General features: G+C 60.3%; 26 protein-coding genes. All 26 read left to right on the top strand.

Annotation, left to right across the window (positions count from 1 at the left end; all coding sequences use genetic code 11):
- Positions 1–309 precede the first annotated feature (309 nt).
- A complete protein-coding gene (locus tag ACMUVN_RS28350; protein ID WP_029868420.1) occupies positions 310–1,215 on the top strand; it encodes a flagellin in 906 nt (301 codons plus the stop codon).
- Positions 1,216–1,497: 282 nt separating this feature from the next.
- Entirely contained in the window at positions 1,498–2,406 is a 909-nt protein-coding gene (locus tag ACMUVN_RS28345) for a flagellin (protein WP_029868419.1), read from the top strand.
- 245 nt (positions 2,407–2,651) lie between these two features.
- Positions 2,652–3,563, top strand: coding sequence for a flagellin (locus tag ACMUVN_RS28340; RefSeq protein ID WP_047613597.1), 912 nt, complete (start codon positions 2,652–2,654; stop codon positions 3,561–3,563).
- A 299-nt stretch (positions 3,564–3,862) separates the two neighbouring features.
- Positions 3,863–4,825 (top strand): flagellin, encoded by a 963-nt coding sequence (locus ACMUVN_RS28335; protein WP_063476331.1) that lies wholly within the window; start codon positions 3,863–3,865, stop codon positions 4,823–4,825.
- Positions 4,826–5,029: 204 nt separating this feature from the next.
- Positions 5,030–5,659, top strand: a complete 630-nt coding sequence (locus tag ACMUVN_RS28330) for a hypothetical protein (protein WP_063476332.1) — start codon at positions 5,030–5,032, stop codon at positions 5,657–5,659.
- Positions 5,656–7,005 carry a MotB family protein gene (locus tag ACMUVN_RS28325; protein ID WP_063476333.1) on the top strand — a complete coding sequence of 450 codons (1,350 nt, stop codon included), beginning with the start codon at positions 5,656–5,658 and terminating at the stop codon, positions 7,003–7,005. The genes ACMUVN_RS28330 and ACMUVN_RS28325 overlap by 4 nt, the downstream gene beginning before the upstream one ends.
- A 4-nt stretch (positions 7,006–7,009) precedes the next feature.
- Positions 7,010–8,302 carry a chemotaxis protein MotC gene (gene motC / locus ACMUVN_RS28320; RefSeq protein ID WP_063476334.1) on the top strand — a complete coding sequence of 431 codons (1,293 nt, stop codon included), beginning with the start codon at positions 7,010–7,012 and terminating at the stop codon, positions 8,300–8,302.
- Positions 8,303–8,304: 2 nt separating this feature from the next.
- Entirely contained in the window at positions 8,305–9,744 is a 1,440-nt protein-coding gene (locus tag ACMUVN_RS28315; protein WP_063476335.1) for a flagellar hook-length control protein FliK, read from the top strand.
- Positions 9,692–10,249 carry a lytic transglycosylase domain-containing protein gene (locus ACMUVN_RS28310; protein ID WP_029868224.1) on the top strand — a complete coding sequence of 186 codons (558 nt, stop codon included), beginning with the start codon at positions 9,692–9,694 and terminating at the stop codon, positions 10,247–10,249. The genes ACMUVN_RS28315 and ACMUVN_RS28310 overlap by 53 nt, the downstream gene beginning before the upstream one ends.
- 280 nt (positions 10,250–10,529) lie before the next feature.
- On the top strand, positions 10,530–11,201 hold the full coding sequence (rem, locus tag ACMUVN_RS28305; protein ID WP_029868223.1) for a transcriptional activator Rem: 672 nt from the start codon (positions 10,530–10,532) through the stop codon (positions 11,199–11,201).
- Between the two features lie 126 nt (positions 11,202–11,327).
- Positions 11,328–12,629 carry a flagellar hook protein FlgE gene (locus ACMUVN_RS28300; protein ID WP_132575723.1) on the top strand — a complete coding sequence of 434 codons (1,302 nt, stop codon included), beginning with the start codon at positions 11,328–11,330 and terminating at the stop codon, positions 12,627–12,629.
- Between the two features lie 19 nt (positions 12,630–12,648).
- A complete protein-coding gene (gene flgK / locus ACMUVN_RS28295; RefSeq protein ID WP_047613609.1) occupies positions 12,649–14,136 on the top strand; it encodes a flagellar hook-associated protein FlgK in 1,488 nt (495 codons plus the stop codon).
- 3 nt (positions 14,137–14,139) lie between these two features.
- Positions 14,140–15,186 carry a flagellar hook-associated family protein gene (locus tag ACMUVN_RS28290; protein ID WP_029868220.1) on the top strand — a complete coding sequence of 349 codons (1,047 nt, stop codon included), beginning with the start codon at positions 14,140–14,142 and terminating at the stop codon, positions 15,184–15,186.
- Between the two features lie 31 nt (positions 15,187–15,217).
- Positions 15,218–15,565 carry a flagellar biosynthesis regulator FlaF gene (flaF, locus tag ACMUVN_RS28285; RefSeq protein ID WP_029868219.1) on the top strand — a complete coding sequence of 116 codons (348 nt, stop codon included), beginning with the start codon at positions 15,218–15,220 and terminating at the stop codon, positions 15,563–15,565.
- Positions 15,562–16,011, top strand: a complete 450-nt coding sequence (gene flbT / locus ACMUVN_RS28280) for a flagellar biosynthesis repressor FlbT (protein ID WP_029868218.1) — start codon at positions 15,562–15,564, stop codon at positions 16,009–16,011. The genes flaF and flbT overlap by 4 nt, the downstream gene beginning before the upstream one ends.
- Complete coding sequence (flgD, locus tag ACMUVN_RS28275) at positions 16,002–16,433, top strand: flagellar hook assembly protein FlgD (protein WP_047613610.1); 432 nt, start codon at positions 16,002–16,004, stop codon at positions 16,431–16,433. The genes flbT and flgD overlap by 10 nt, the downstream gene beginning before the upstream one ends.
- Positions 16,434–16,524: 91 nt before the next feature.
- The gene (gene fliQ, locus ACMUVN_RS28270; RefSeq protein WP_009992823.1) at positions 16,525–16,791 is read left to right on the top strand and encodes a flagellar biosynthesis protein FliQ; all 267 of its coding nucleotides are present in this window, start codon (positions 16,525–16,527) and stop codon (positions 16,789–16,791) included.
- Positions 16,792–16,880: 89 nt separating this feature from the next.
- Positions 16,881–18,968, top strand: coding sequence for a flagellar biosynthesis protein FlhA (gene flhA / locus ACMUVN_RS28265; RefSeq protein WP_047613614.1), 2,088 nt, complete (start codon positions 16,881–16,883; stop codon positions 18,966–18,968).
- Positions 18,965–19,717 carry a flagellar biosynthetic protein FliR gene (gene fliR / locus ACMUVN_RS28260; RefSeq protein WP_047613616.1) on the top strand — a complete coding sequence of 251 codons (753 nt, stop codon included), beginning with the start codon at positions 18,965–18,967 and terminating at the stop codon, positions 19,715–19,717. Before flhA ends, fliR begins: the two co-directional genes overlap by 4 nt.
- 4 nt (positions 19,718–19,721) lie before the next feature.
- Positions 19,722–20,135 carry a hypothetical protein gene (locus tag ACMUVN_RS28255; RefSeq protein ID WP_047613619.1) on the top strand — a complete coding sequence of 138 codons (414 nt, stop codon included), beginning with the start codon at positions 19,722–19,724 and terminating at the stop codon, positions 20,133–20,135.
- Between the two features lie 31 nt (positions 20,136–20,166).
- Complete coding sequence (locus ACMUVN_RS28250; protein WP_047613620.1) at positions 20,167–20,730, top strand: rod-binding protein; 564 nt, start codon at positions 20,167–20,169, stop codon at positions 20,728–20,730.
- A gap of 122 nt (positions 20,731–20,852) precedes the next feature.
- On the top strand, positions 20,853–21,218 hold the full coding sequence (locus ACMUVN_RS28245) for a hypothetical protein (protein ID WP_047613621.1): 366 nt from the start codon (positions 20,853–20,855) through the stop codon (positions 21,216–21,218).
- Entirely contained in the window at positions 21,218–21,757 is a 540-nt protein-coding gene (locus ACMUVN_RS28240) for a membrane protein (RefSeq protein ID WP_047613623.1), read from the top strand. Before ACMUVN_RS28245 ends, ACMUVN_RS28240 begins: the two co-directional genes overlap by 1 nt.
- 290 nt (positions 21,758–22,047) lie before the next feature.
- Positions 22,048–22,887 carry a WecB/TagA/CpsF family glycosyltransferase gene (locus ACMUVN_RS28235; RefSeq protein WP_414815781.1) on the top strand — a complete coding sequence of 280 codons (840 nt, stop codon included), beginning with the start codon at positions 22,048–22,050 and terminating at the stop codon, positions 22,885–22,887.
- A 213-nt stretch (positions 22,888–23,100) separates the two neighbouring features.
- The gene (locus ACMUVN_RS28230) at positions 23,101–24,873 is read left to right on the top strand and encodes a succinoglycan biosynthesis protein exop (RefSeq protein ID WP_414815780.1); all 1,773 of its coding nucleotides are present in this window, start codon (positions 23,101–23,103) and stop codon (positions 24,871–24,873) included.
- A 119-nt stretch (positions 24,874–24,992) separates the two neighbouring features.
- Positions 24,993–25,892: a bifunctional methylenetetrahydrofolate dehydrogenase/methenyltetrahydrofolate cyclohydrolase FolD gene (gene folD, locus ACMUVN_RS28225; RefSeq protein ID WP_029868027.1), complete on the top strand. Its 900-nt coding sequence runs from the start codon at positions 24,993–24,995 to the stop codon at positions 25,890–25,892.
- Positions 25,893–25,896 lie beyond the last annotated feature (4 nt).

The raw sequence follows: 25,896 nt of genomic DNA, 5'->3' as shown, positions 1-25,896 counted from the left end.
CGGTGCGCTTGGTGAACCTCTGTTTTCGCGGGGAAATGCCGACTTTTGCCCAGGGAAAACGCTTGGTTTTCAAGAGAATTAGAATGCAAAGGAATATATTCAGCAAGCATTAACTATGGCCCGCGAGGAGCCGGCCTGGAGCCTGTATTTTTAAGGAGTTGGCAAGCATTGGCTGCGAGATTGCCCTGGACATGACGGGTTTGGGCCAAACAAAAAAGGCGCCGAGTAGCATGAAGCTGGTCCGTCATCGCCGGTACTATAGTCCGGTATGTCCTCCTTTTTGTATCTAGTTTTCCAGGGGACAGACTTATGACAAGCATTAACACGAATACTTCCGCGCAGGCCGCTCTCCAGACGCTGCGTAACGTTAACCAGAACCTCAACAACACGCAGAACCACGTTTCGTCTGGTTACCGCGTTGAAAAGGCTTCGGATAACGCTGCTTACTGGTCGATCGCAACGACCATGCGTTCTGACAACAAGGCCCTCTCGGCTGTCTCCGACGCTCTCGGCGTAGGCGCTGCAAAGGTCGACACCGCTTACACCGCCATGGACAGCGCCATTGACGTCGTCGGCGAGATCAAGGCGAAGCTCGTTGCTGCGACTGAAAATGGTGTCGACAAGGCCAAGGTCCAGGAAGAAATCAGCCAGCTGCAGCAGCAGCTCCTGAGCGTCGCGCAGTCGGCTTCCTTCAACGGCGAAAACTGGGTTGCCGGCGCCTCCGGCACCAAGAGCGTTGTTTCTTCGTTCGTCCGCGACGGCTCCAACGCCGTTTCGATCACGACGACCGACTACGTACTCGACAGCGGCTCTGCGGGCAACGTTCTGTTCGGCATGAGCGGCGGCTCGGTCGAAACCTCCACGGGTATCCTCGGTACTTCGACCGGTGCGACTGGTTCGATCTACGCAATGGACATCACCAACTTCACCGCCGGCCAGATCCAGTCGGCTCTGACCAACGTTGAATCGGCTCTGAAGGCCATGACCAGCGCCGGCGCTGCTCTCGGCTCGCTCTCCAGCCGCATCGACGCCCAGGACAACTTCGTGTCCGCTCTGAGCGACTCGATCGACTCCGGTGTCGGCCGTCTCGTCGACGCCAACATGGAAGAAGAATCCTCCAGGCTCAGCGCGCTCCAGACCCAGCAGCAGCTGGCAATCCAGTCGCTGTCGATCGCGAACTCCTCTTCGCAGAACATCCTGTCGCTCTTCCGCTAAGACCGGTCGGCACAAGATTTCCAAGTTTCGCGGCCGGGTCATCCCCGGCCGCGAAATGTTTTAATATAAGGTTAATGAAAATCCTTCTAAGTCTCAGATATTTTTAAGATATTTCCAATTCGAATTCAGCTTTCCTTAACCATCTTGCTGTTTTCTAGGCCCATCGAAACGGCGAGTTAACCTTAACAAGAATGGTTAACAGGCATGATGCTGATCGCTGTGGGCCGGCCCAAAATCCGGAATGTCCCTTCTTAAAATCTGCCAACAAGGGGCAAGCAAACTATGACGAGCATCAACACCAATAACGCTGCAATGGCAGCCCTCCAGACTCTCCGTGGCATCAACCAGGGTCTCCAGGAAACCCAGGCTCACGTTTCGTCTGGCTATCGCGTCGGCAAGGCTTCCGACAACGCTGCTTACTGGTCGATCGCAACGACCATGCGTTCTGACAACAAGGCTCTCTCGGCTGTTTCCGACGCTCTCGGCCTCGGCGCTGCAAAGGTCGACACCGCTTACTCCGCCATGGACAGCGCCATCGATGTCGTCGGCGACATCAAGGCGAAGCTCGTTGCCGCCACTGAAAACGGCGTCGACAAGGCCAAGGTCCAGGAAGAAATCAGCCAGCTGCAGCAGCAGCTCCTGAGCGTCGCGCAGTCGGCTTCCTTCTCCGGCGAAAACTGGGTTGCCGGCGCTGACGGCACCAAGAACGTCGTTGCCTCCTTCGTCCGTGACGGCTCCAACGCCGTTTCGGTCGTGATGACCGACTATGTTCTCGACAGCGGCTCCATGGGCAACGTTCTGTTCGGCATGAGCGGCGGCTCGGTCGAAACCTCCACGGGTATCCTCGGCACTTCGAATGGTGCGACTGGTTCTGTCTACGCAATGGACATCACCAACTTCACCCTCGGCGAAATCCAGTCGGCTCTGACCAACGTTGAATCGGCTCTGAAGGCCATGACCAGCGCCGGCGCTCAGCTCGGCTCGATCTCCAAGCGCATCGAACTGCAGGAAAACTTCGTGTCCGCTCTCAGCGACTCGATCGACTCCGGTGTCGGCCGTCTCGTCGATGCCAACATGGAAGAAGAATCCTCCAAGCTCAGCGCACTGCAGACCCAGCAGCAGCTGGCCGTCCAGTCGCTGTCGATTGCGAACTCCTCTTCGCAGACCATCCTCACGCTGTTCCGCGGCTAATAACCCTCGGAAACATCAGCCCGCCGGTCTCCGGCGGGCACTGGTATCGAGCCGCGCTTCGATGGAGCGCGGCTTTTTTAATGTCTGTTAACGATCCATTAACCATAATGCTGTTTTCTGCGTCCAACGAGACGGTGAGTTAACCAAATTTAAGAACCGGTTAACAGGCATGAAGCTGATCCCCGTTCCCGGTGGCCTTCCGGAATGTCCCTTTTTTCTTTTTGCCGACGAGGGGCAATCATTTCATGACCAGCATTTTGACGAACGTCGCGGCGATGGCCGCTCTCCAGACACTCCGCGGCATCAACGACAACCTTGAGGACACGCAGAACCGCGTATCATCGGGTTACCGCGTCGAAAAGGCTGCTGACAACGCCGCCTACTGGTCGATCGCAACGACCATGCGTTCGGATAACAAGGCGCTTTCCGCCGTTTCCGACGCTCTCGGCCTCGGCGCCGCCAAGGTCGACACCGCTTACTCCGCCATGGACAGTGCCATCGACGTCATCACCGAAATCAAGGCGAAGATCGTCGCTGCAACCGAAAAGGGTGTCGACAAGGCTAAAGTTCAGGAAGAAATCAGCCAGCTGCAGCAACAGCTCCTGAGCATCGCGCAGTCGGCTTCCTTCTCCGGTGAAAACTGGGTTGCCGGCGCTGACGGCACCAAGAGCGTCGTTTCCACTTTCGTCCGCGATGGCAACGGCAATGTCTCGGTCAAGACGACGGATTACATCCTGGACACGAGCTCGGCGGGCAACGTTCTCTTCGGCATGGACTCGACCGGCGCGATCGAGACCAGCTCCGGCATTATCGGCACATCATCCGGGACGATCGGCTCGATCTACTCGATGGACATCACCAACTTCGATTCGCCTGAGATCTCCATGGCCCTGACGTCGATCGAGGCAGGCCTCGAGGCGATGACCAAGGCTGCATCGCAGCTCGGCTCGATTTCCACTCGCATCGAGCTGCAGGAAGGCTTCGTCAGCGCGCTCAGCGATTCGATCGACTCCGGTGTCGGCCGCCTCGTCGACGCCAATATGGAAGAAGAATCCTCCAAGCTCAGCGCCCTGCAAACCCAGCAGCAGCTGGCTATCCAGTCGCTGTCGATCGCCAACTCCAGCGCTCAGAACATCCTCACGCTGTTCCGCAGCTAAGTCAGGCGCTGAAGCTGGACCGAATCTTGCGCCATCGTCTGGCCGCACGCACAAAGCCTCCCGGACCGCGCCCGAAATGGCGCGGTTCTTTCTTTTATATCAATGTCTTGATCGAAATTTCGGTCGACGCGCCAGGCTCGGTGCCGCACTCTTGCCCAACAGGTTGATATCGAGTTAACTACGCCTTGAGTTGATTTGCTTTTGCGACACGCCGGTAGAAACCCTGCCGGAGGCATGATGCCACTTCAGTCGCCGCCGGCAATCCGGCCTGCCCTTTCACCTTAATCCGAGACCTGTCGATGACCGTTAAGATTACCAGCGCGGCCGCGGTGAATGCGCTTTCGGTGCTGCGCAGCATCAACAAAGAAGCCAGCCAGACCCAGCAGCAAGTGTCCTCGGGATATCGTATCGAGACGGCCGCCGACGATGCGTCCTATTGGTCGGTCGCAACCGTCATGCGTTCGGACAGCACCAATCTCGGAACGGTCGGAGATGCGCTCGGTCTTGGCGCTGCCAAGGTGGATGCGACCTATACGGCGATGAACTCGGCGATCGATCTCATGAGCCAGATCCGCGCCAAGCTGGTTTCGGCAAGAGAACCTGGTGTCGATAAGGACAAGATCAACGCCGAGATCAGCGAATACAAAGAGCAGTTGCAGACGGTCGTCGAATCGACGTCGTTTGCGGGGGAAAACTGGCTGCTGAACGGCGACACTGCTGCACCGCCGACATGGTCGGTCATCTCGGGTTTCGTGCGCGCTTCGACCGGCGAATATCAGGCCCAGACCATCGATTTCCCATCGTCGCAGACCATCCTCATCGACAAGAACAGTGCGAGCGGCGGCCTGCTGACCAAGGCGGTCGATGCCAACGCGATCAATAACTCCGGCACGACGTCGCGGAATTATTATCTGCTGGATGCCGGCTCGACGACGCCGGCGACGGGTACGGAAATTGCGATCGACGGCAACACGACCGATGCGCAGCTCACCGACATGCTCGACGTGACCGAGTCGCTGCTCTCCTCGCTGACGACCACGGCGGCATCCATCGGCGTGATGAAGACACGCATCGACGATCAGATAGACTATACCGCCGATCTGTCCGATTCGATCGACAAGAGCGTCGGTGCGCTCGTCGATACCGACATGGACGAGGCTTCGATCCGGCAGAAGGCAATAGAAACCCAGAAGCAGATGGCCGTCGAAGCGATCTCGATCCTCAATACGGCCGCAAGCAAGATTCTGATTCTGCTGGAATAGGGAATGGGCGCGATCACGGGTGGCGACGGCGCCATTCATCCTCGCGCAAGTTTGACTTCCTAGTTTCCGGCATGAAGGCATCGTCCGAATCCGTGCCGGCGCAAGGTCAGGCCCTTGCCCGTTTCGAAGGGAGATGTCGGCGCGCAAGGACATTTTGAGCGGGAGCGGGCATGTTGCATGCCTCCCGGATGCTGGATGGTTTTTATGAGCATTTCGCTTTCCCGGTATTTGAAGGATTTCGGCGAACCGGAACCGTCACCGCCGGTCCTCGACATGGATGATTTCGGCGGCGACATGTTCCCCGAAACACCGAGCGAACCGGTGATCGACGTCGAGGCGGAGCGCCGTGAAGCCTATGCGGAAGGTCATGCCGCGGCCACCGCGGAACTGACCGAGAAACACGCGCTGGAGGCGCGGACGCTGGCTGAGGTCCATGCGCGTCAACTCGAGGAGCTGAAGCTTCGCTACGAAGTCGAGGCGGCGGCAGTCATTGCATCCCGCATCCGCGATATTGCCGAAGAACTCGCTCAGCTGGTCAGCGCCGGCGCCGCCGCCGCCATCGCGCCAGTGATGACGGAAGCGCTTGCCGCTGAAGCTGCCGAAAACCTCGCCACCCTGCTGCGCGACGCGATCCTTGAAGGCGCCGCTGGAACGATCGTCGTCAAGGGACCGACCCGGCTTTTCGACATATTGAAGGCCGAGCTCGGCGAACATGCCGAGGCGGTTCGCCATTTTGAGACCGACGATATCGATCTTGCCGTCGAAATCGGTGATTCCGTCATCGTCACCCGTATGTCCGCCTGGGCGGCCAGCTTGAAGAAAGTTCTCGAATGAGCGAAGGCGAAAACCACCACCACGGCAAAAACGAGATCATCATCGTCAAGAGACATGGCGGCGGCGATCACGATGGCGCCCATGGCGGTGCGTGGAAAATTGCCTATGCCGACTTCATGACGGCGATGATGGCGTTCTTCTTGGTCATGTGGCTGGTCAATGCCGCCAACGAGGAGACCAAGGCCTCGGTCGCGACCTATTTCAATCCGATCAAGCTCTCCGACGAAAAGCCGACCGAAAAGGGTCTGAAGAAGCCTGTCGATAACGCCGAAGGCGAGGAGAAGCAGGAGAAGTCGAAGCAGAAGGAAGAAGATCCGAACGACGGCAAGGCCGCGGCGGATGGTGACGACCAGACATCGACATCAGGCGACCAAACCAATTATTCCGAGGCCGATTTCTTCGAAAATCCCTATTCGGTTCTCGCCGAGATCGCCCAGGAAGTCGGCCAGCAGGCCAATGTCAGCGCCAAGGGCGACGGCGGCGCCGCCGATTCCGGTCCCGCCACCGGCGCCGATGGCGGCGAGGCCTATCGTGATCCCTTCGATCCGGATTTCTGGACGAAGCAGGTCGAGGTCACGACGGCCGGCAAGTCGGCGCCTCCCGGCAAGAGCGACCAGCAGGCGGTCGAGAGCGGGACGACCGAGGTCGCCAAGCTCGAAGACACCAAGCCGATACCGCTGACCACCGATCAGAAGGCTGCCCCGGAAACCAAGGAAACGAAGGAAACCAAGGAAACCAAGGAAACGAAGGGCGCGGTCGAAGCCAAGGACGGCAAGGCGCCGGCCGGCAAGTCTGCCAACGACAAGAAGGCGGAAGCTCAGAAAGACGCCGAACATCAGAAGGATGCGGATAAGGGCGCTGATGAGGCCGAGCAGCAGCAACAGAAGGAAGCAGAGCAGCTGCAGGAGCAGATCGCCCAGCAGATCGGCGGCGTTGCCGGCAAGCTCGCCGAAGGCTTGACCGTGACGGCGTCCGAAGGCGGATTGCTGGTCAGCATCTCCGACCAGAGCGACGATTCGATGTTCAATATCGGTTCTGCTGTTCCGCGCCAGGAGATGGTGCTCGCCATGGAAAAGATCGGCGCGATCCTGAAGGAGAGGGGTGGCGCGGTCGCCATCCGCGGCCACACGGACGGGCGCCAGTATAAGGGCACCCAGAACGAGAACTGGCGGCTTTCGATGGACCGCGCCCAGAGCGCCTACTACATGCTCGTGCGCGGTGGGCTCGACGAGAAACGTATCTCCCAGGTCTCCGGCTTCGCCGACCGTCGGCTGAAGCTGCCGACCGACCCGTTCAACGCGACCAACCGCCGGATCGAGATCCTGGTGCAGGCGGATAAGGGATAGTCGGATGGCGCGTCGGCAGCATCGCTATATCGGATGTGTGGCCCTCGGCCTGGCGATGCTTTCGCCGGCCGCAGGCAAGGCGCAGGATCCGGACGATCTTGCGCCGTACAAGATGCTGCGGTCGTTGCAGTTCGTGCAGGACTCCGTCGTCACCGGCGATCATTCGGCCGGCGAGATGCAGCGCTTCATGCTGGGGACGATCGACGAGCGGCTGCGCACCGTCGATACTTCGGTCTTCGATGACGACCGCAATGTCGATGCAGCGCTGATCTATGCGATGAGCGGCGGCAATCCCCAGACGCTCGAATATCTGATCGCCCACGACGTCAACGGCTATTTCGACAATCGCGTCACCGATGTGCTGCGCAAATATCTGAGCGGCAAAGGGCTGCTCGTCGCCAAGACGCTGGAGGAGACGGCCCGGGAATATCGCGACAAGAAGATCGGCCCCTATCTTGCGCTGATCGGCGGCAACGTGCTGATCGCGACGAAACCGGCAGACGCGCTGGATCTCTACGACCAGGCGCGTCTTGCAGCACCCGGGACGATCGTCGAGGAGGCGGCGTTGCGCCGCTCGGTCGCCATCTGCGTCGACAAGGGGATGCTCGATAAGGGAATGGCCTATTCGCAGCGTTATGTCAGACGCTTTCTGCATTCGCCCTATGCCAGCCAGTTCGCCGATCTTTTCGTCACGCTCGTCGTCAGTCACGATCACGACGTGAAGCCGCAGGATGTCGTCGACATCCTGTCTTTCATGGATGCGCCGCGCCAGCGCGAGGTCTATCTGCGCATCGCCCGTGCTGCGGCGATATCAGGTAAGCCGGAGCTGACGCATATGGCGGTCGAACGGGTGCAGTCGCTTGGCGCCGACACCGACAATGCCTTCGGGCCACTTGCGAATTTCTATGGCGGCATGGCTGGCCTTCCCACAGAGGATGTCGACCGGGCGGCAAAGAATGTCCGCGGCATCGACGGCAACACGCTTTCGCCGCGGGATCAGGCGCTGCAGGAGGCGGCGCGATCGGTCGCTGACCAGATCCTGCGCGCTCCCGATCCGGCAAGCTTGAGGCAAGCATCCACCCCTAACACTGATCATCAAGAAATCACTTCTGAAAAGGCTGCGGCGGCGATAGCGACGCAACCGGAAGCGCCAGGCGCGCTTCCCGAGCCTGTTCCGGGAGGTGTGGCATCGACTGGCCAGAGCCAGGATACCGACCCCTCATTCAACGCATTTGTGACGACCAATCGATCCAAGCTCGACGAGATCGACGGTCTTCTGGCGCAGGAAGGCAATTAATTATGATGGATATCAGCGTCTCGGGCGGAGCCTCCGGTGCGGAGTCGGCTGCGGTTGCGAAATCCGCGCGGCCGGCCGGAAAAGATGATGCCGCCGGCCAGAAGAACGGCTTCTTTGACGTGCTTGCCAAGGCAGGCAGCAATGCCGTCAATGACGACGCCGACGATGCGCAACCGGATCAAGGGACGGCTGCCGATGGCGCCGCGGAGAAAGTGGCGCGGACGATCCGCGGCCGCAGCAGCGCAAAGCCGTTGGTCGATCTCAGTGACGCTGCTTTGAAGGCGCAGGCGGAGGTGCCGCCGGAAACGATCGCCAATGTTGAAAAGGTTGCGGCAAAGCCCGCAAAGGCCGGGGTCAAAATGCCGGCCGATCTCGCCTTCGGCACGCTCGATCCGAAAGACAGTCCCGCAGACGAGGTGGTGCAGACGGCCAAGAGTGGCAAGCACGCCAAGGCCGACGCATTGGAAACCGATACGGACCAGGACAGCGACGAGGATGACGGCGGCATTTCCGACGTCCTCGGCCTGCTGAAGCAGGAACCTGCCGACGGCGCCGTCGCCTTGCCGGCGGCAACAGCCGCCCACCATCCGTCCGCCAAGGCGGGTGAGGCAGGATCGACCGACAAGAAACTCGATGGGGTCGACGCCAAGGCGGGCGGCCATGCATCCGATGCTCTGGCGGCCGTCAGCAGCAACGTCGAGAGCGGCAAGGCCGATGACGTCAAGCTTCCCGGAACGGAGAGTGCCGAAGCAGCAGATGGCAGGACATTCAGGATCAGTCGTGCCGATGGCCGCGGCGTATCGATGGATGTCCACATCGGCACTGATCAGGCCGGGGCGAAGGATGGCGCGAAGAAGGCCGATGTCGAAAATGTTTCGGTGCTTGAATCGCGCCGCTATATCGGCCTGATGCAGAATTCGAATTCCGCCGCCGTGACCGCTGCTCTCTCCGGCGATTCCGAATGGGCGCGCGCCATGGAACCGAGCTCGGCGCTCTCCAACGCGGCGGAATGGACGAGCACCGGCAAGGTGGTCAATACGCTGAAGATCCAGATGAACCCGCTCGATCTCGGCCTGGTGACGGCGACCATGCGCCTGTCCGGCGACGCCCTGAACGTCGACCTCAAGGTCGAAACGGGGGCGGCCTATCGTCAGATGAAGGAAGATCACGGCAAGATTCTCGAAGCTCTGCGCAGCCAGGGCTACGCCGTCGACAACGTCACCATCAGCATGGCGCCGGTCGAGCGTGCCGATACCGGCAACCAGGCGGGCAGCCAGGCCTCCCAGCAGCAGTCGCTCCCCCAGCAGGGGCAGGGTGGCGAGGCGCGCGAGCGTCACAATCAGACGGCACGGACGGATGGAGGCTTCAATGGCGCAGGCGAGACTGATATTGAAGACGCTCGTACTGGCGGCAGCAGCGGCACTGGCGGCGTTTACCTCTGAGGCATCAGCCTCCACCGGCGCCTGCGAACGCGAGATCCAGTCGGCCGCTGCCAAATATGGTATCCCCGAAGGCATCCTCTATTCAGTCGGTCTGACGGAGACCGGCCGCAAGGGCTCGCTCTATCCCTATGCCATGAACGTCGAAGGCAAGGCGATCTTTCCGCCCTCGGAACAGGATGCGATGCGGCAATTCGACGTCGCCCGCAGCAGCGGCGCGAAGCTCATCGACATCGGCTGCATGCAGATCAACCACTATTATCACGGTGAAAATTTCGGCTCCGCCGAGGATATGTTCGACCCACACCGCAACGTAGAGTACGCGGCAAAATTCCTCCGCAACCTTCATGATCGGCACGAGACATGGACGATGGCGGTAGCCAGATACCATGCTGGACCCAACAACGATCCGGCGCAGAAGCAATATGTCTGTCGCGTCATCGCCAATCTGGTTGCCACCGGCTACGGCAAGTGGACTCCCAATGCGAGTAACTTTTGCCGAAATTAATGCAACCAAAAATGGAAGAGGCATATTGTGACGAAACTGTGTCACAATATGGCGGGAATCCGGCACGAAACCCATGTGCAAGCCATAATTAACCGGGCGTTAACTTTTCCACGAAATTTTGGTGTGCATATTCAATCATACCCACTAGATATAGATCAAATCGGACCCAAGATCTTAATCAATTATTAATTTCTGCCATTAACTTTAACGAGTTGTCGCCGATTCGTGCGATTCGTACCCATAGATCATCGAAGTGCCACACTGATTCGGAGGCGGACGAATGATCGTAGTGGTTGATGAGCGTGAGCTCGTGAAAGATGGATACACATCTCTGTTCGGCCGTGAGGGCATTCCCTCCACCGGCTTTGATCCAACGGAGTTCGGCGAGTGGGTACAGACCGCTGCCGATTCCGATATAGCGGCAGTCGAGGCTTTCCTGATCGGGCAGGGCCAGCGCAACCACGAACTGCCCCGGGCGATCCGGGATCGGTCGATGGCGCCGGTGATTGCGGTCAGCGACCAGCCCTCGCTCGAAAACACCCTTGCGCTTTTCGATTGCGGCGTCGACGACGTGGTGCGCAAACCGGTGCATCCCCGCGAAATCCTCGCAAGAGCGGCTGCGATCCGGCGCCGGCTGAAGGCGATCGCCAACTACACCGAGATCGGTGGGATCCGCGTCTTCTCGGATGGCCGCGACCCCGAGATCAACGGCGAGGTCTTTGCGCTTCCCCGGCGCGAGCGCCGTATCCTCGAATATTTGATCGCCAATCGCGGTCGCCGGGTCACCAAGACCCAGATCTTCAACGCCATCTACGGCATCTTCGATGAAGAGGTCGAGGAGAACGTCGTCGAAAGTCACATCTCGAAGCTGCGCAAGAAGCTGCGCAAGAAGCTCGGCGTCGATCCGGTCGATTCCAAGCGTTTCCTTGGCTACTGCATCGATTGGGCCTGATTTTGCCGGCCGGGTGGCGGCGCCCGGCTGAACCTCGATATTCGGCCTCGCCGCGCGCATGACAGACAGCTTCACGCAAGGCCCGACAAATACTCTCGAGTTTAACAGGTAAAACGAGGTTTTCAGATGAGCATTTTCGGCAGCATGAAGACGGCAGTATCGGGGATGAACGCGCAGGCGAACCGCCTCAGCACCGTCGCCGACAACATCGCCAACGTTAACACCAGCGGTTACAAGGCCGTGTCGACGAGCTTCTCGTCGCTGGTTCTGCCTTCCTCGGGCGGCAATTACAATTCCGGCGGCGTTCAGACCTCCGTGCGCCAGGCCGTTTCCGACCAGGGCGATATTTCCTACACCACCTCGGGCACCGACCTCGCGATTTCGGGCGACGGCTTCTTCATCGTCCAGGGTGCGGACGGCACGCCGGTCCTGACCCGCGCTGGCGATTTCACCAAGGACGACGAAGGCAACCTCGTCAATTCCGCCGGCTTCCAGCTGATGGGCTATTCCTACGACTCCGGCTCTCCCGCCGTCGTCGTCAACGGTTTCGACGGCCTCGTTCCGGTCAACGTCAACCAGGAAGGGCTGACTGCCATCGCCTCGACCTCAGGCGTCTTCACGGGCAACCTCAATTCCAACGCCACCGTCGAGTCGACCGCGGCGAATCTTCCGAGCGCCAACGGTACCACCACAACGACTGACACCAAGAAGTTCTCGATGGTTGCCTATGACACTCTCGGCAACAAGGTGATGTACGACTTCTACTTCACCAAGACCTCGGCCACGACGCCGCCGCCGTCTACCGGTACCGCCAGCACCTGGGAGGTTGCGGTCTTCCGCAACGCCGATGCGACGACGGGCAGCACGACCTCCTTCCCCTACAGCACCGCCGGCGGCACTGTGGGTTCGACCACGCTCGACTTCGACTCCACTGGCGCGATCACCAACTCGACCGGCACCTTCACAATCACTGATCCGGTGACTGGTCTGGACATCGACATGGATCTCACGGGCTTCACCCAGCTCGCCTCCGAGTTTGCCGGCACCGGCACACCGAACGGCCAGGCCGCCAGCCCGGTCAAGGACGTCACGATCGACGGCGACGGCATCGTCTACGCCAAATACGAGGATGGCAGCACCAAGCCGCTCTACCGCATTCCGCTGGCCAATGTGGCGAGTCCCGACAAGCTGACGCTGATGAGCGGCAACGTCTACAGCGCCAACGGCCAGTCGGGCGTCACCGTCACCGGCTTCCCGCAGACCAACGGCCTCGGCACGATCAAATCAGGCGCTCTCGAAGGTTCGAACGTCGACCTCGCCGGCGAGCTGACCGAAATGATCGAGTCGCAACGCAGCTATACCGCCAATTCCAAGGTGTTCCAGACGGGGTCCGACATCATGGACGTCCTCGTCAACCTCAAGAGATAATCAGGGTAACGGCTAAGCCATGTCGCTCACGTCAGCACTGAATACCGCGCAGAGCATATTCAACAATACCGGCACGCAGAGCAGTGTCGTATCGAACAATATCTCGAATGCGGGCAACAAAGATTACGTGCGCCGGCAGGCAATGCTCACCACGTCCTTGAACGGCGCCCAGGTCGTCAAGATTGATCGGGCGCAGGAAGATGCCCTGCTGCGCCAGTACCTGAAGTCGTCTTCTCAGGACAGCGCCCAGCAGGCATTGCTCGGCGGTCTCGAGGACCTCAAGTCGATCATGGGTGGCAACGATTACGAAACGTCGCCATCCACCTATCTCGGTGTTTTCCAGCAGAAGCTGCAGGCTTTCCGCACGACGCCGGGCAGCACCGTCGCCGCCCAGGGCGCCATCACCGCCGCCCAGGATGTCGCCAACTCGCTGAACAACGCCTCGCAATCCGTTCAGGATGTCCGCGCCACCGCCGACAAGCAGATTGCCACCGACGTTGAAACGCTGAATACGCTGCTGAGCCAGTTCGAGGAGGCCAATAATGCGGTGAAGACCGCCACGGCCTCGGGTGCCGATGCTTCCGGCGCTCTCGATGAACGCGAGAAGGCTCTCAAGCAGATTTCGAAGATCGTCGGCGTCAGCGCGACGACGCGCGACAACAACGACATGGTGCTGAGCACGCCCGACGGGACGATCCTCTTCGAGACGGTTCCGCGCACCGTGACCGTCAAGTCTCAGGACATCTATACCGCCACCACCGTCGGCAATTCCGTCTATATCGACGGTGTCGCGCTGCCGCTCGGCAGCGGATCGACCACGACGGGGATGGGAAGCCTTCAGTCGCTCCTGCAGGTCCGCGACGAGATCGCCCCCAACTTCCAGAAGCAGCTCGACGAAATCGCCCGCGGCCTGGTCTCGATCTTCAAGGAGGACAACTCGTCAGGCACCCCGGCCTACGTGCCCGGCCTCTTCACCTGGAGCGGCGGCACGGTCGAGGACGGCTCCACCGCTGTTGACGGCATGGCCTCGACCATCGCCGTCAGCACCCGTGTGATCACCTCACAGGGCGGCGACCCGATGCGCCTGCGCGATGGCGGCATCAATGCCACCGGCGTCGTTGTGAACACGTCAGGCGAAAGCGGCTATACGGATGAACTCGATCGCCTCTATACGGCGTTGGGCTCCGATATGGATTTCGACCCGGCAACGGGAACGACCGTCGGCTTCGACGCCACGACGGGCATCGATTCGAACGTCAGCATCATGGAATACGCCACGAATTCCCTCGGCTGGCTCGAGCAGTATCGCAGCAACGCCACGACAGCGGCGGAAAATACCTCGGCGGCGCTTTCACGCTCCGACGAAGCCTATTCCAACGAGACGGGCGTCAACCTCGACGAGGAACTGACGCTGCTCCTCGACATAGAGCAGTCCTACAAGGCGGCGACGAAGATCCTGAACGCCGTTGACGAAATGTTGAAGTCATTGCTGGATATTGCGAGTTAAGCCATGAAGAGCTCATTTATTTCAAGTTCAGCCATTCAGAACGCGATGCGCCTGACGATCCGTCAGGGGCAGAACCAGATGACCAAGGCAACGATGGAAGCGACGACGGGTGTCTATGCGGATATCGGTGTCTCTCTCGGCGGCAACGCCGCCAGGAGCGTGGACTTCACCCGCGAGACCGACAGGATAGCCTCGATCAAATCAAGCAATTCGCTTGTCGCCGCGCGCATGGAATCCTCGCAGCTCGGCCTTTCCAAGATGAAGGACGTCGGCGACGGCCTGGTTTCGAAGCTGACAGCACTCCAGGGCAGCCACGATCCCGGCAGCATCACCGTCGCCATCCAGTCGGCGACCAGTGCGCTCTCCACGATGATGGACACCGCCAACACCATGGTGAACGGCGAATATCTGTTCTCCGGCATCAATACCGATGTGCAGCCGCTGACCGATATGACCGCAACGACGAGCGCCGCCATCGTCACGGAACTGAACACTTATGCGACCGGTCTCGGCAAGGCGGTCAGCGATTTGACCGGCGCTGAAATGGAGACCTTCATAACGTCGACGGTCGAGCCGATGTTCAGCGAAGCGAACTGGACCGATGCGACGACCGGCTGGTCGCAAGCGTCGAGCCAGAACATGACGAGCCGTATCAGCAACTCGGAAGTGATCGAATCCTCGACCAACGCCAATTCCGAAGGCATGCGCTACTTCGCGCTCGCCTCGGTGATGACCTCGGCGCTCCTCGACCAGGGCCTCAGCAGCGACGCAATGAGCACGGTGTCCAAGCAGGCGATCAGCTATACGACGAAGGCGACCAGTGGCCTCGTGACCCAGGCAAGCCAGCTCGGCCTTTCCCAGGAGCGCGTCAAGAAATCCAACGACGCCCTCGACGCCCAGTCGAACATCATCAAGAACAAGCTCGTCGATCTGCAGGGCGTCGATCCCTACGAGGCCTCGACGCTCGTCAAGACTTTGGAAACGCAGCTTGAAACCGCTTACACGATCGTCTCGAAGATCCAGCAGTTGAGTCTCGTAAACTACCTTTGATGATCAAAGGCGCGCAAAGAAGGATGCATGAATGTATCAGTTCTCATATGCCGAAGTCATGCAGGACTCGGTGGCCGACGCGAAAGAGCGGGAATGGCAGGTTCTTGACCGGTCCATAGATCTGCTTTCGCAGGCGCGCGAAAAGGAAAAATACGGCCGGGAAGCCATTGAAGCCCTGTTTTATACGCGCCGGGTGTGGATCAGCTTCATCGAAGATCTGAAACATCCCGACAACCAGCTGGAGATCGAGCTCAGGGCCAACCTCATCTCGATTGCGATCTGGATATTGAAGGAATGCGACAGGATCAGAAAACGTCAGTCTAATAACTACCAGGGCATCATCGACGTTACCACCATCATCAGGGATGGACTTAAATGAAAAGTACACTTCGCATTTCTCTGAAAGCCGGAGAAAGAATCTTCATCAACGGCGCTGTCCTGCGCGTCGACCGCAAGGTCGCGCTGGAATTCCTGAATGATGTGACGTTCCTTCTCGAAAACCACGTCCTGCAGCCGGAAGGCGCCACCACGCCCCTGCGTCAGCTCTATTTCATCGCGCAGATGATCCTCATCAATCCCGAGGGCAAGGACCACTCGACGGCGATGTTCCGCAAGTCGATCACCATGCTGCTCACCTGCTTCAAGAACGAGGAAATCCTCGCCGAACTGAAGCGCATCGACGCGCTGGTGTCGACCGGCCGTGCCTTCGATGCATTGAAGGCGATCCGCGGCCTCTACGCGATCGAAGACAGCATCCTCAACAACCACGAAATGCCGCCAACGATGGTCGAGCAGATTCGCAGGGAGATTGCACCATGGCGGTAGATGCAACAACAAGCGCGACCTCAACGACCTCGACGACCTCCTCGACGAGTTCGAGCTCGAAGTCGGCGACACTGAACTACGACAACTTCCTGCAGCTGCTCATCGCGCAGATGAAGAACCAGGATCCGACCGATCCGATGGATGCCAGCGAGCAGGTGGCGCAGCTGGCAACCTTCTCGCAGGTCGAGCAGACGATCCAGACCAACACCAAGCTGGACACGCTTCTGGCAAGCTCGAGCCTCACCCAGGCCAGCAGCTACGTCGGCAAATACATGGAAAGCGCCGACGGCACTGTCAAAGGCATCATCGATTCCGTCAAGGTTTATTCCGATGGTATCATTGCGACGACCGAAGATGGCGATAAGATACTCGTGCAGACGGGAATCACTGTTGCCGACGAGGCGCCGAGCAGCAGCTCCTGATGCGAACGGCGCCAACGCGCCTGTTTGACGCCAACCAAGCGCGGTCCGGCCAAGGCGGGGCCGCTTCAAGGCGATATGAGGTTGCCTTCGGATGAATGAAGCTGATGCATTGGATCTGTTCCAGGCCGCGATCTGGACCGTGCTGATTGCCGCCGGTCCCGCGGTCATCGCCGCGATGGTGGTGGGTCTCGTGATCGCCCTGATCCAGGCGCTGACCCAGGTGCAGGAAGCGACGCTGACCTTCGTGCCGAAGATCGTCGCGGTGCTGATCACGGTCGGCGTAACCGCGCCTTTCGTCGGCTCGCAGATCTCGATTTTCACCAATCTGGTCTTCTCGCGCATCCAGTCTGGTTTCTGAGCCACCTTCGCGCAAGCTTCGCCATTTATGTCTCGATTCGAATTGGGCGGACTCATATCCGCCTCCTCTCATGAAGAGACGGAATCGTCATGGCGCAACCACCTGCACTCCCCATTCCAAAAGTCGCCCCGAGCCTGCGCGATGTCGGTTTTGCCCTCGGCATCGTCGGCATCATCTGCATTCTCTTCCTGCCGATCCCGCCATTCCTGATCGATATGGGCCTGGCCTTCTCGATCGCCTTCTCGGTTCTGATCCTGATGGTCGCGCTGTGGATTCAGAAGCCGCTCGATTTCTCGTCCTTCCCGACCATTCTGCTGATCGCGACGATGACCCGGCTGGCGCTGAACATCGCCACGACGCGCGTCATCCTGTCCCACGGCAATGAAGGCCACGACGCGGCCGGCGGCGTCATCGCCGGTTTCGCAAGCCTGGTCATGTCTGGCGACTTCGTCATCGGTCTGATCGTCTTCCTCATCCTCATCACCATCAACTTCATCGTCATCACCAAGGGTGCCACGCGTATCGCCGAAGTCGGCGCGCGTTTCACCCTGGACGCGATCCCCGGCAAGCAGATGTCGATCGACGCCGATCTTTCGGCTGGCATCATCGACGAAAAGGAAGCCCAGCGTCGGCGCAGGGAACTCGAGGAGGAAAGCTCCTTCTTCGGTGCGATGGACGGTGCCTCGAAGTTCGTGCGCGGCGATGCCGTCGCCGGCCTCATCATCACCGCCATCAACGTCTTCGGCGGCATCATCATCGGTTATTTCCGCCACGGCATGCCGATCGGCGAAGCGGCCGACGTCTTCGTCAAGCTCTCCGTCGGTGACGGCCTCGTCTCGCAGATGCCGGCGCTCATCGTCTCGCTCGCCGCCGGCCTTCTCGTCTCGCGCGGCGGCACCACCGGCTCCACCGACCAGGCTGTTGTCAACCAGTTGAGCGGCTATCCCCGCGCGCTCTCGGTCTCGGCCGTGCTGATGTTCGTCCTGGCCTTGATGCCCGGCCTGCCGTTTGTCCCCTTCGTGATCCTCGGCAGTCTTCTTGCCTTCGGCGCCTGGTTCATTCCGCGGCAGGTCGAGGCGGAAAACAAGCTTCGCCGCGAGCAGGAGGAAAAGAAGGTCGTCCAGAGCAAGGAGCTGGAAAAGGATTCGGTCAAGTCGGTGCTGCGCACCTCCGAGATCGAGCTCGCACTCGGCAAGATGGTCTCGACGCGCCTGCTCGGCGCCCACCAGGAGCTCGCCTTCCGCGTCGGCAAGATGCGCAAGAAGTTCGCCACGCAATACGGTTTCGTCGTGCCCGAGATCAAGGTCACGGACGATATCGCCATCGCCGAGAAGTCTTACCAGATCCGCATCCACGGCACGACGGTCGCCTCCAATCTCTTGCGCGTCGGCGAAGTTCTCGTCGTCACCGGCGCCGGCCGCCGGCCGAGCATTCCCGGCGACGAAATCCGCGAACCCGCTTTCGGCATGCCGGCCGTCTCGATCCTCGAAAACTTCGCCGACGATCTGAAACGCGAGGGCTTCCAGCCGATCGACAACGTCTCGGTCGTGCTCACCCATATGAGCGAGGTCATTCGCAACAACCTGCCGCAGCTTCTGTCCTACAAGGACGTCAAGGTGCTGATCGATCGGCTCGACCCTGAATACAAGAAGCTCGCCGACGAGATCTGCTCGTCGCACATGTCCTATTCGGGCCTGCAGGCGGTGCTCAAGCTCCTGCTTGCCGAACGCGTCTCGATCCGCAACCTGCACCTCATTCTCGAAGCGGTGGCCGAGCTTGCCCCGCATGTCAGGAAGACCGAGCAGATCGTCGAGCACGTCCGCATCCGCATGGCCCAGCAGCTTTGCGGCGATCTTGCCGACAATGGCGTGCTGCGCGTGCTCAGGCTGGGCAGCAAGTGGGATCTGGCCTTCCACCAGGCGCTGAAGCGCGACGCCAAGGGCGAGGTGATCGAATTCGACATCGATCCGCGCAGCCTTGAAGAGTTCAGCGAGCAGGCCACCAAAGTTATCCGTGAGTTCATGGATCGCGGCCTGCCATTCGCCCTTGTCACATCGCCGGAAACACGCTCCTATGTGCGCATGATCATCGAACGGCTGTTCGCCACGTTGCCTGTCCTGTCGCATGTCGAACTGGCCAAGGGCATCGAGATAAAGATTTTGGGCTCTATTTCATGATAACAGACCCGCAAGGGACCGTTCTGGCGCTGTTTCTGGTTTTCTGCCGGATCGGTGGCTGTGTGCTGGCTCTTCCGGGTTTCTCCTCGGCGCGCGTGCCCGAACAGCTGCGCGTCTTCATTGCCGGCGCGCTGTCTATCGCCGTCATGCCGCTGCTTTGGGATACTGTCTATCCCGCCGTTCACACCGGTTCTGCAACCTATATCGGCCTGATATTCAGCGAATCGCTGATCGGTGTGATGTATGGCATGCTGGCGAGGATCTATACGCTCGGCATGCAGTTCGCCGCCTCGATCATGGCCATGATGGTCGGCTATACCCAGCCGGGCTCCACCGACATCATCGAGGACACGTCGGAGAACAGCCTTTCGGCCTTTGTCACCTTTGCCGGCATCATGATTCTCTTCATCATGGATTTCCATCACATCGTCTTCCGCGCGCTGATCGATTCCTACACGACCATGCCATTCGGCGGCCTGATGCAGATGCGCGCGACGCTGATCTCCTTCACCGACACGCTGGAGCAGACCACCTACATCATGCTGCGGCTGTCGAGCCCGTTTTTGATCTATGGCATGATCTTCAACGTGTCGATCGGCTTCATCAACAAGCTGGCGCCGCAGATCCCGGTTTACTTCATCTCCACACCTTATCTGCTGATGGGCGGCCTCTTCCTGATCTATTTCTCGATTGCGGCGATGGTCAGCCAGTTCGGCCAGTCCTTCGGCTCGATTTATATCGGGCGATGAGGCGATGACCGAAAAGACGCGCTCCCAGAAACTCAAGCGACTGCTCTCGGTGCAGCGGCATATCGAACGGGTAGCCGAGAACGACCTGGCCGAAACCAGCCGCCAGCGCGTCGAGGTCAATGCGGCGATGGACGACGTCATCCTCGCGCTCGGCTCGATGGACCCGGTCCACCACGCCTTCTCGCAGAGCTACGCCGATCGATTCGGCAGGCTCACCATCAAGGACAAGCAACTGACCGGCATGCAGGAGGTCCACGAGATGCGGCTGGCGCGCGAGCGCGCCAAGGGCGATCGTTTCGAAGAGGGCATGAAGGAAGCCCTCGAGGCCGAGCGCCGCGAGGCCGACGACAATGCCGTCTACGATGTCATCGATCAGCAATTCGCAACGCCAGCCTCCAGCAAGCTTCAAAAACCATAGTCGTTACGATCTTAATTCAGAGGATTCTAACGTGGCTATTTCGCCCCCCAGTGATCTGGTCCTGGACGTTGTCAAAGCTGCCGACCCCATGGAGGTTCAGGCGGCCCAGGAAAAATTGAAGGCAAATCGTGCGGCCTTTGCCGCAACGAGCCTCGCCGAAAACGGCAAGGGCTTCTCCAATACGGTCGATGTTCTCGATCATATCGGCCAGAAGAGCGGCCTCGCCGACATCCAGAACCGCACCAAGGCCGAGGAAGTTCCGGAAAGCTACCGGAAGTTCGAGGCCATGGTTCTGCAGAATTTCGTCAAGTCCATGTTGCCGAGCGAAAGCGAAGACGTCTACGGCAAGGGCGCGACCGGCGATATCTGGAAAGGCATGATGGCCGAGCAGCTCGGCAACACCATGGCCAAGGGTGACGGCATCGGCATCGCCAAGCAGATGTACAGCGAACAACTGCGCCGGCAGGAAGGCAAGATCGTCAATGCCTCGACCGACAACGATGACCGCAACACCGCGATCAGCATGATCGACGACTTCCAGCGTAAGACCTTTGGCACACCGACCGCCGAAGCCAAGACCGATCGAACAGGATGATTTTAGGCCCGTTGGCCTGAAATCTGAATCCTGTTCTCAATTAAAGTCAGAGCATGGTGTCGTCCGAAAACCGCGCACACTTTTCGGCGCCATGCTCTAAGCGACGCATAACCGAGGGTACAATGGAAATAGTTTCGAACGAATACAGGATCAAATCCGTTCTCGGACGCCTCGAAATGATAATCGACAATGAGAACACCCGGATCGGCAGCGATCCGCAATTCGATCTCAAGGTCTCCAATGCGCATAAGAGCCGCTGCCTCTACGAGCTGTCGATGCTTTTCCGCGATACCGATCCGGCCGAGCTTGCCGCTGCCCATCTCGATCAGCTGCATGGCTTGAAGAAGAAGCTGGTTCTCAATGCCCGCCGCGTCGAGGCGCATCTCGAAGCGGTGCGTGCCGTCGCCGACCTCCTGAAGAACGCCGTTCAGGATGCCGATGCCGACGGCACCTATTCCCAGGAACAATTCGCCATGCGTGGAAACTGATGATCAAGCTCGTCCTCACCGGTGTCTGGGTTTGCGCCATCACCTTGGCATCGGTCTATTTCTCGGTGTACCTGGCGACCGCGCCGGCGCCTGCGGCAACCGATTCCAAGCAGAGCGCGCTCGAACTGGTGAAGGGCGAAACGATCACGGTACCGATCATCGGCAACGGCGCAGTCACCGGCTACTTCCTCGGCCGCGTTTCGTTCATGATGAACAAGGAGATGCTGAAGGGCGTGACGCTGCCGCTGTCCGAGATGACGACGGATGAGCTTTTCAGCCTGCTCGTCGGCAACAAGATGGTCGATATCGCCCACATCAAATCCTTCGATCCGAAGGCCTTCCGCGAAGAGATCAAGAAGGGCATGAACGAGCGCCTGGGTGGCGAATACGTCGCCGAAGTGATGCTGGAGCAGCTCGACTATCTCTCCAAGGAAGATGTCAAGGAAAGCTCCGCCGGCCAGCCGAAGAAGGTGGGCACACCCGTCAAGATCGTCGAGACCGCACCGGCCGGCGAAACGCCGGCGCCTCCTGCGCATTAGGCGACATCCGATCATCGACGACAAACGGCGCCACAGGGCGCCTTTTTTCGTTGGCGCCCATGGTTAATAAACCACTTATGCGAGCATTGAAATTCAAGGAATTTTCCTAAGGGTTGTTTGAAACCATCCTGTTATATCAGGTCTCACAGCTTGGCTTGCGCCGCCTTCCGGGATCGGGGTGACGCCGTCCCGGCGTCACGCGACCGGTTCTTTCGAGACCTCCGGTGCGGAAATATGGGCTTGTTTTCCGGGATGTCGGGCGCATGCAGCACCCTCGGCAGGAGGTAGGAATGAATCTGATTGCAAACTTCGCGGTGCTCGCATCGCGGCGGACGATTTTCGATCTGCCGGTCTGCGATCTCGGCTGGGACGACGCCCTCGTTTTCATCAACGAGCTGGCCTCCATTCCCGTCGGCCAGACCGTGGTTTGCTTCGTCAACGCCCACAACATGCTGACGGCGCTGCGCGACGACGAATATTACCGGATCATGTCGCATAATCTGGTGCTGCCGGACGGCATCGGTCTCAACATCGCATCGCAGATCGCCCATGGCGCGCCATTTCCCGCCAATCTGAACGGCACCGATTTCGTGCCGGCCTTCCTCACCTTCATGGAGGCCCCGCGCCGCATCGGTCTGATCGGCGGCACGCGCTCGGTCGTCGAGGCGGCGGCGGAAAATTTCCACAGGCATACGCCCTGGCATGAATTCGTCGTCATTTCCGACGGTTATTTCGATAAGGTCGATTCCTCCGTCGTCACCGAGGAGCTGGAGCGCCAGAAAGTCGATATCCTGATCGTCGGCATGGGAACGCCGCTGCAGGAGAAATGGGTCCACGACAATATCCGCGCCGATCATGCGCGCCTGGTGCTGACGGTGGGCGCTCTCTTCGACTTCGTTTCCGGCGCCGTCCCGCGTGCGCCGAGGACGGTGAGGATGATGCGCCTGGAATGGGCCTATCGCCTGCTGCAGGAGCCGACGCGCCTCTGGCGCCGTTACGTCATCGGCATCCCGGTCTTCCTCTTCCATGTCCTGCGCTACCGCTTCCGCCGGCGCGAAAGGATCCTCAGCTACCCGGAAGAGCACGGCACCGCGCTGCAGCCGCGGTCGGAGCATAAGAAAGCGAGCTAGAGCGCGTCGCGCCAAAGGGCCGCGGTTTTGCCTAAAAACCAAGAGCTAAAGCGCAGGAAGCGAATCTGAAAGACGCGAAGCGCTTTAGCTGACCCCAGTTTTTTACACGCTGCGGTTAACCATTTCTTTGCCATGAATATTTAGATTGGTTTAATCATCGGCCTCCGTGCGGATGAACGAAGCCGGCCATCATGTGCATGAGATGTGGCGCAAATGTACGATATCAGGGCCAGAAGCAGTTTTCACGATCGCGCAGCCGCTGAGCCGCGTGCCCATGACGATTCGTATCGATCGCCCCGATCGAAGCGGGCCGGTATCGCGCCGCCCGAGGCCGAACTGCTGCGCGCCATCGGCCGCGCGCTGGAAGAGCAGCGTGCCATGGCGGCGCACGCAGCACCGCTGGTCGACCGCATCGAAACCATCCTCGGCAACCGCCTCCGGGCCGCCAATGATGTCGGCCATCTGCTTTCTGAGGAGCCGGCGCGCCACGAGGAACTGGCTGCTCCGGCCGGCGAGCCGGTGCGCTCACCCGAACTGCTGGCCGTTATCCGTGAAGAACCCGCAGCGCCTCGGCCGGCCAGGCCGCGCCGTCGTCTGAGCGGCATTGGTCTTGCAATGACGATCGCCGTCCCGACAGTCGTCGGAGCGGGCCTGCCGGCGCTGATGCCGGCGTCGCCAACCCTCTACCGTGCCGAAGCGACGCTTGCGGTGAAGACAGATGCTGCAAGCCGCGCTGCCTTTACCCAGGCCGCGGCAAAGGGGCTGCTGACGGCGCGCATGGTTGCTTCGACGGTCGCCGCCCTGAAACTCGATCGCGATCCCGAATTTGCCGGCCCCGGCGCCAATGCGCTTGGCGTTGCGCTCGATCTCCTCTCGGCGACCGGTGCGGCTGCCGATCCGGCCTCGCGCGCCGAGGCGACACTGAAGCATGCGGTCGAGATCCTGCCCGATGCCGCCGCCGGCACGATCCTCCTGAGGGTGACAACAGGCGATGGCGGCAAATCCATGCGCATCGCTGCAAGGCTTGCCGAAACGGTTTCCGCAGCAGACCGACCCGGCGGCAACGGCGAAACCGACACCGCTTTGCGCAAGGCCTATGACGAGGCGAAGGCGGAGCTTGCCGCCTTCACGGCCAAGAGCGGCGAGGGCAACGTCAAGGTGGCGATCGACCTTCGCCGCCAGATCGACCGGCTCGATGCCGATCTGAAACAGGCCGACCAGAACATCCTTTCCGCCAAGGCGCAGGCCGACCGGCTCAAGGCGGCGAAACTTCCCGAGGTGCTCGACGGTTCATTGCCCTCCGATATGCTCTCGCCGGTGCTGCAGGACTGGCGCGACAAATATGCCGTCGCCAGAACCGCGCTTGCCCAGCTTTCTGCCGAGCTTGGCCCGCGCCATCCGCGCCTCCTGCAGCAGCAGGCTGAAACCGATGGTCTGAAGGAGAATATGGGCAAGGAACTGACCCGTCTTGCCCAGACCGCCAATGTCGCCGCCAAGGCCGCCGTCGATGCGCGCAAGGGCCTGAATGACCGCCGCAACACGCTGATCGCCCAGAGCCGGGATACCGGCGTCGATCTTTCCCGGCTGACCGAACTCGGCGAGAAGGCCAATGCCGCGCGTTCGCGCCTGGAAGATGCGGATTCCGCATCGGCGGCAACGGCTGCCGACGGTCATATCACGCTGATGAAGCCGGCGCTGGCAACAGCGGTGTCGGCGAGGGATGGCTGGATTGGCCGCTTGCTGGCCGGCGCTGCCATGGGTCTGGCGGTCGGTCTTGCCGCGGCTTTCCTGCTGCGCCTGCGCCGGCCCATCGCTGCTGCCGCGCATGCGGAAATGCCGCTATCCCGGCCGCAGGCCTCGCCGCCGCCGGTACTTCCGCCCGTTCCCGCACCGGTCGACGAGATGGAGGTGTTGCGCTCCGAGATCTCCGGGCTGCGCGACCGGCTTCGTGTTCATGCGCTCGAAGCGCGGCAGCCGCTGCGCTGACGAACATTTCCTTGCATTTTTGATATTGCCTTGCTGCTTTCCGACAGGATAGGGCGTTAGCGGGCATTTGACGCTCGCCGACTATCCATAGATTGACGCGAAACAGGGCGGAGAGACGTGTGACGACAGTAATCGACGGCAAGAACGTAGCTGCATCGGTAATTCAGACGGTCAAGAGTGCGACGGCAGCGCTGGAAAAGAGCAGCGGCGTCACCACCGGCCTTGCGGTCGTCATCGTCGGCGACGATCCGGCAAGCCACGCCTATGTCAGCTCCAAGAGCCGCATGGCCAAGGAATGCGGCTTCAAGTCCGTCCAGCACACGCTGCCGGCCGAAACCAGGCAGGAGGAGCTGGCAGCCCTCGTCGCCACCCTCAATGCCGATCCCTCGATCCACGGCATCCTGGTGCAGCTGCCGCTGCCGAAGCCGCTCGACAGCGAGCCGATCATCCAGTCGATCCTGCCCGAAAAGGATGTCGACGGCTTGAGCGTCGTCAATGCCGGCAAGCTCGCCACCGGCGACCTGAAGACCGGCCTGGTCTCCTGCACGCCGGCCGGTGCCATGGTCTTCGTCCGCCGCACCCATGGCGAGGATCTCTCCGGCCTCAACGCCGTCGTCATCGGCCGCTCCAACCTGTTCGGCAAGCCGATGGCGCAATTGCTGCTCAACGCCAATGCGACGGTGACGATCGCACATTCCAGAACGAAGAACCTTTCCGAGGTCTGCCGCAATGCCGATATCCTGGTCGCCGCCGTCGGCCGGCCGGAAATGGTCAGGGCCGATTGGGTAAAGCCAGGTGCGACGGTCATCGACGTCGGGATCAACCGTATTCCGGCACCCGAAAGAGGTGAGGGCAAGACCCGGCTGGTCGGCGACGTCGCCTTCCAGGAAGTCTCGGCGGTCGCCAGCACCATCACCCCGGTTCCCGGCGGTGTCGGGCCGATGACCATCGCCATGCTGATGGCCAACACCGTCATCGCCGCTCATCGTACCGCGGGACAGACGCCGCCGCAGTTTTGAAGTT

This window comes from Rhizobium sp. IY2, from assembly GCF_047532935.1.
Classification (GTDB): Bacteria; Pseudomonadota; Alphaproteobacteria; order Rhizobiales; family Rhizobiaceae; genus Rhizobium; species Rhizobium anhuiense.
This window is presented reverse-complemented; position numbering and strand designations above follow the sequence as displayed.

Excerpts from the sequence above, each read along its gene's own strand:
- flgK (WP_047613609.1), top strand. The coding sequence starts at position 12,649 with ATGTCGCTCACGTCAGCACTGAATACCGCGCAGAGCATATTCAACAAT.
- rem (WP_029868223.1), top strand. The coding sequence starts at position 10,530 with ATGATCGTAGTGGTTGATGAGCGTGAGCTCGTGAAAGATGGATACACA.
- ACMUVN_RS28340 (WP_047613597.1), top strand. The coding sequence starts at position 2,652 with ATGACCAGCATTTTGACGAACGTCGCGGCGATGGCCGCTCTCCAGACA.
- fliQ (WP_009992823.1), top strand. The coding sequence starts at position 16,525 with ATGAATGAAGCTGATGCATTGGATCTGTTCCAGGCCGCGATCTGGACC.
- ACMUVN_RS28300 (WP_132575723.1), top strand. The coding sequence starts at position 11,328 with ATGAGCATTTTCGGCAGCATGAAGACGGCAGTATCGGGGATGAACGCG.
- ACMUVN_RS28235 (WP_414815781.1), top strand. The coding sequence starts at position 22,048 with ATGAATCTGATTGCAAACTTCGCGGTGCTCGCATCGCGGCGGACGATT.
- ACMUVN_RS28345 (WP_029868419.1), top strand. The coding sequence starts at position 1,498 with ATGACGAGCATCAACACCAATAACGCTGCAATGGCAGCCCTCCAGACT.
- ACMUVN_RS28255 (WP_047613619.1), top strand. The coding sequence starts at position 19,722 with ATGACCGAAAAGACGCGCTCCCAGAAACTCAAGCGACTGCTCTCGGTG.
- ACMUVN_RS28330 (WP_063476332.1), top strand. The coding sequence starts at position 5,030 with ATGAGCATTTCGCTTTCCCGGTATTTGAAGGATTTCGGCGAACCGGAA.
- ACMUVN_RS28315 (WP_063476335.1), top strand. The coding sequence starts at position 8,305 with ATGATGGATATCAGCGTCTCGGGCGGAGCCTCCGGTGCGGAGTCGGCT.
- motC (WP_063476334.1), top strand. The coding sequence starts at position 7,010 with ATGGCGCGTCGGCAGCATCGCTATATCGGATGTGTGGCCCTCGGCCTG.
- flgD (WP_047613610.1), top strand. The coding sequence starts at position 16,002 with ATGGCGGTAGATGCAACAACAAGCGCGACCTCAACGACCTCGACGACC.
- ACMUVN_RS28350 (WP_029868420.1), top strand. The coding sequence starts at position 310 with ATGACAAGCATTAACACGAATACTTCCGCGCAGGCCGCTCTCCAGACG.
- ACMUVN_RS28240 (WP_047613623.1), top strand. The coding sequence starts at position 21,218 with ATGATCAAGCTCGTCCTCACCGGTGTCTGGGTTTGCGCCATCACCTTG.
- ACMUVN_RS28325 (WP_063476333.1), top strand. The coding sequence starts at position 5,656 with ATGAGCGAAGGCGAAAACCACCACCACGGCAAAAACGAGATCATCATC.
- ACMUVN_RS28230 (WP_414815780.1), top strand. The coding sequence starts at position 23,101 with ATGTACGATATCAGGGCCAGAAGCAGTTTTCACGATCGCGCAGCCGCT.
- flbT (WP_029868218.1), top strand. The coding sequence starts at position 15,562 with ATGAAAAGTACACTTCGCATTTCTCTGAAAGCCGGAGAAAGAATCTTC.
- flhA (WP_047613614.1), top strand. The coding sequence starts at position 16,881 with ATGGCGCAACCACCTGCACTCCCCATTCCAAAAGTCGCCCCGAGCCTG.
- ACMUVN_RS28335 (WP_063476331.1), top strand. The coding sequence starts at position 3,863 with ATGACCGTTAAGATTACCAGCGCGGCCGCGGTGAATGCGCTTTCGGTG.
- fliR (WP_047613616.1), top strand. The coding sequence starts at position 18,965 with ATGATAACAGACCCGCAAGGGACCGTTCTGGCGCTGTTTCTGGTTTTC.
- ACMUVN_RS28245 (WP_047613621.1), top strand. The coding sequence starts at position 20,853 with ATGGAAATAGTTTCGAACGAATACAGGATCAAATCCGTTCTCGGACGC.
- ACMUVN_RS28290 (WP_029868220.1), top strand. The coding sequence starts at position 14,140 with ATGAAGAGCTCATTTATTTCAAGTTCAGCCATTCAGAACGCGATGCGC.
- flaF (WP_029868219.1), top strand. The coding sequence starts at position 15,218 with ATGTATCAGTTCTCATATGCCGAAGTCATGCAGGACTCGGTGGCCGAC.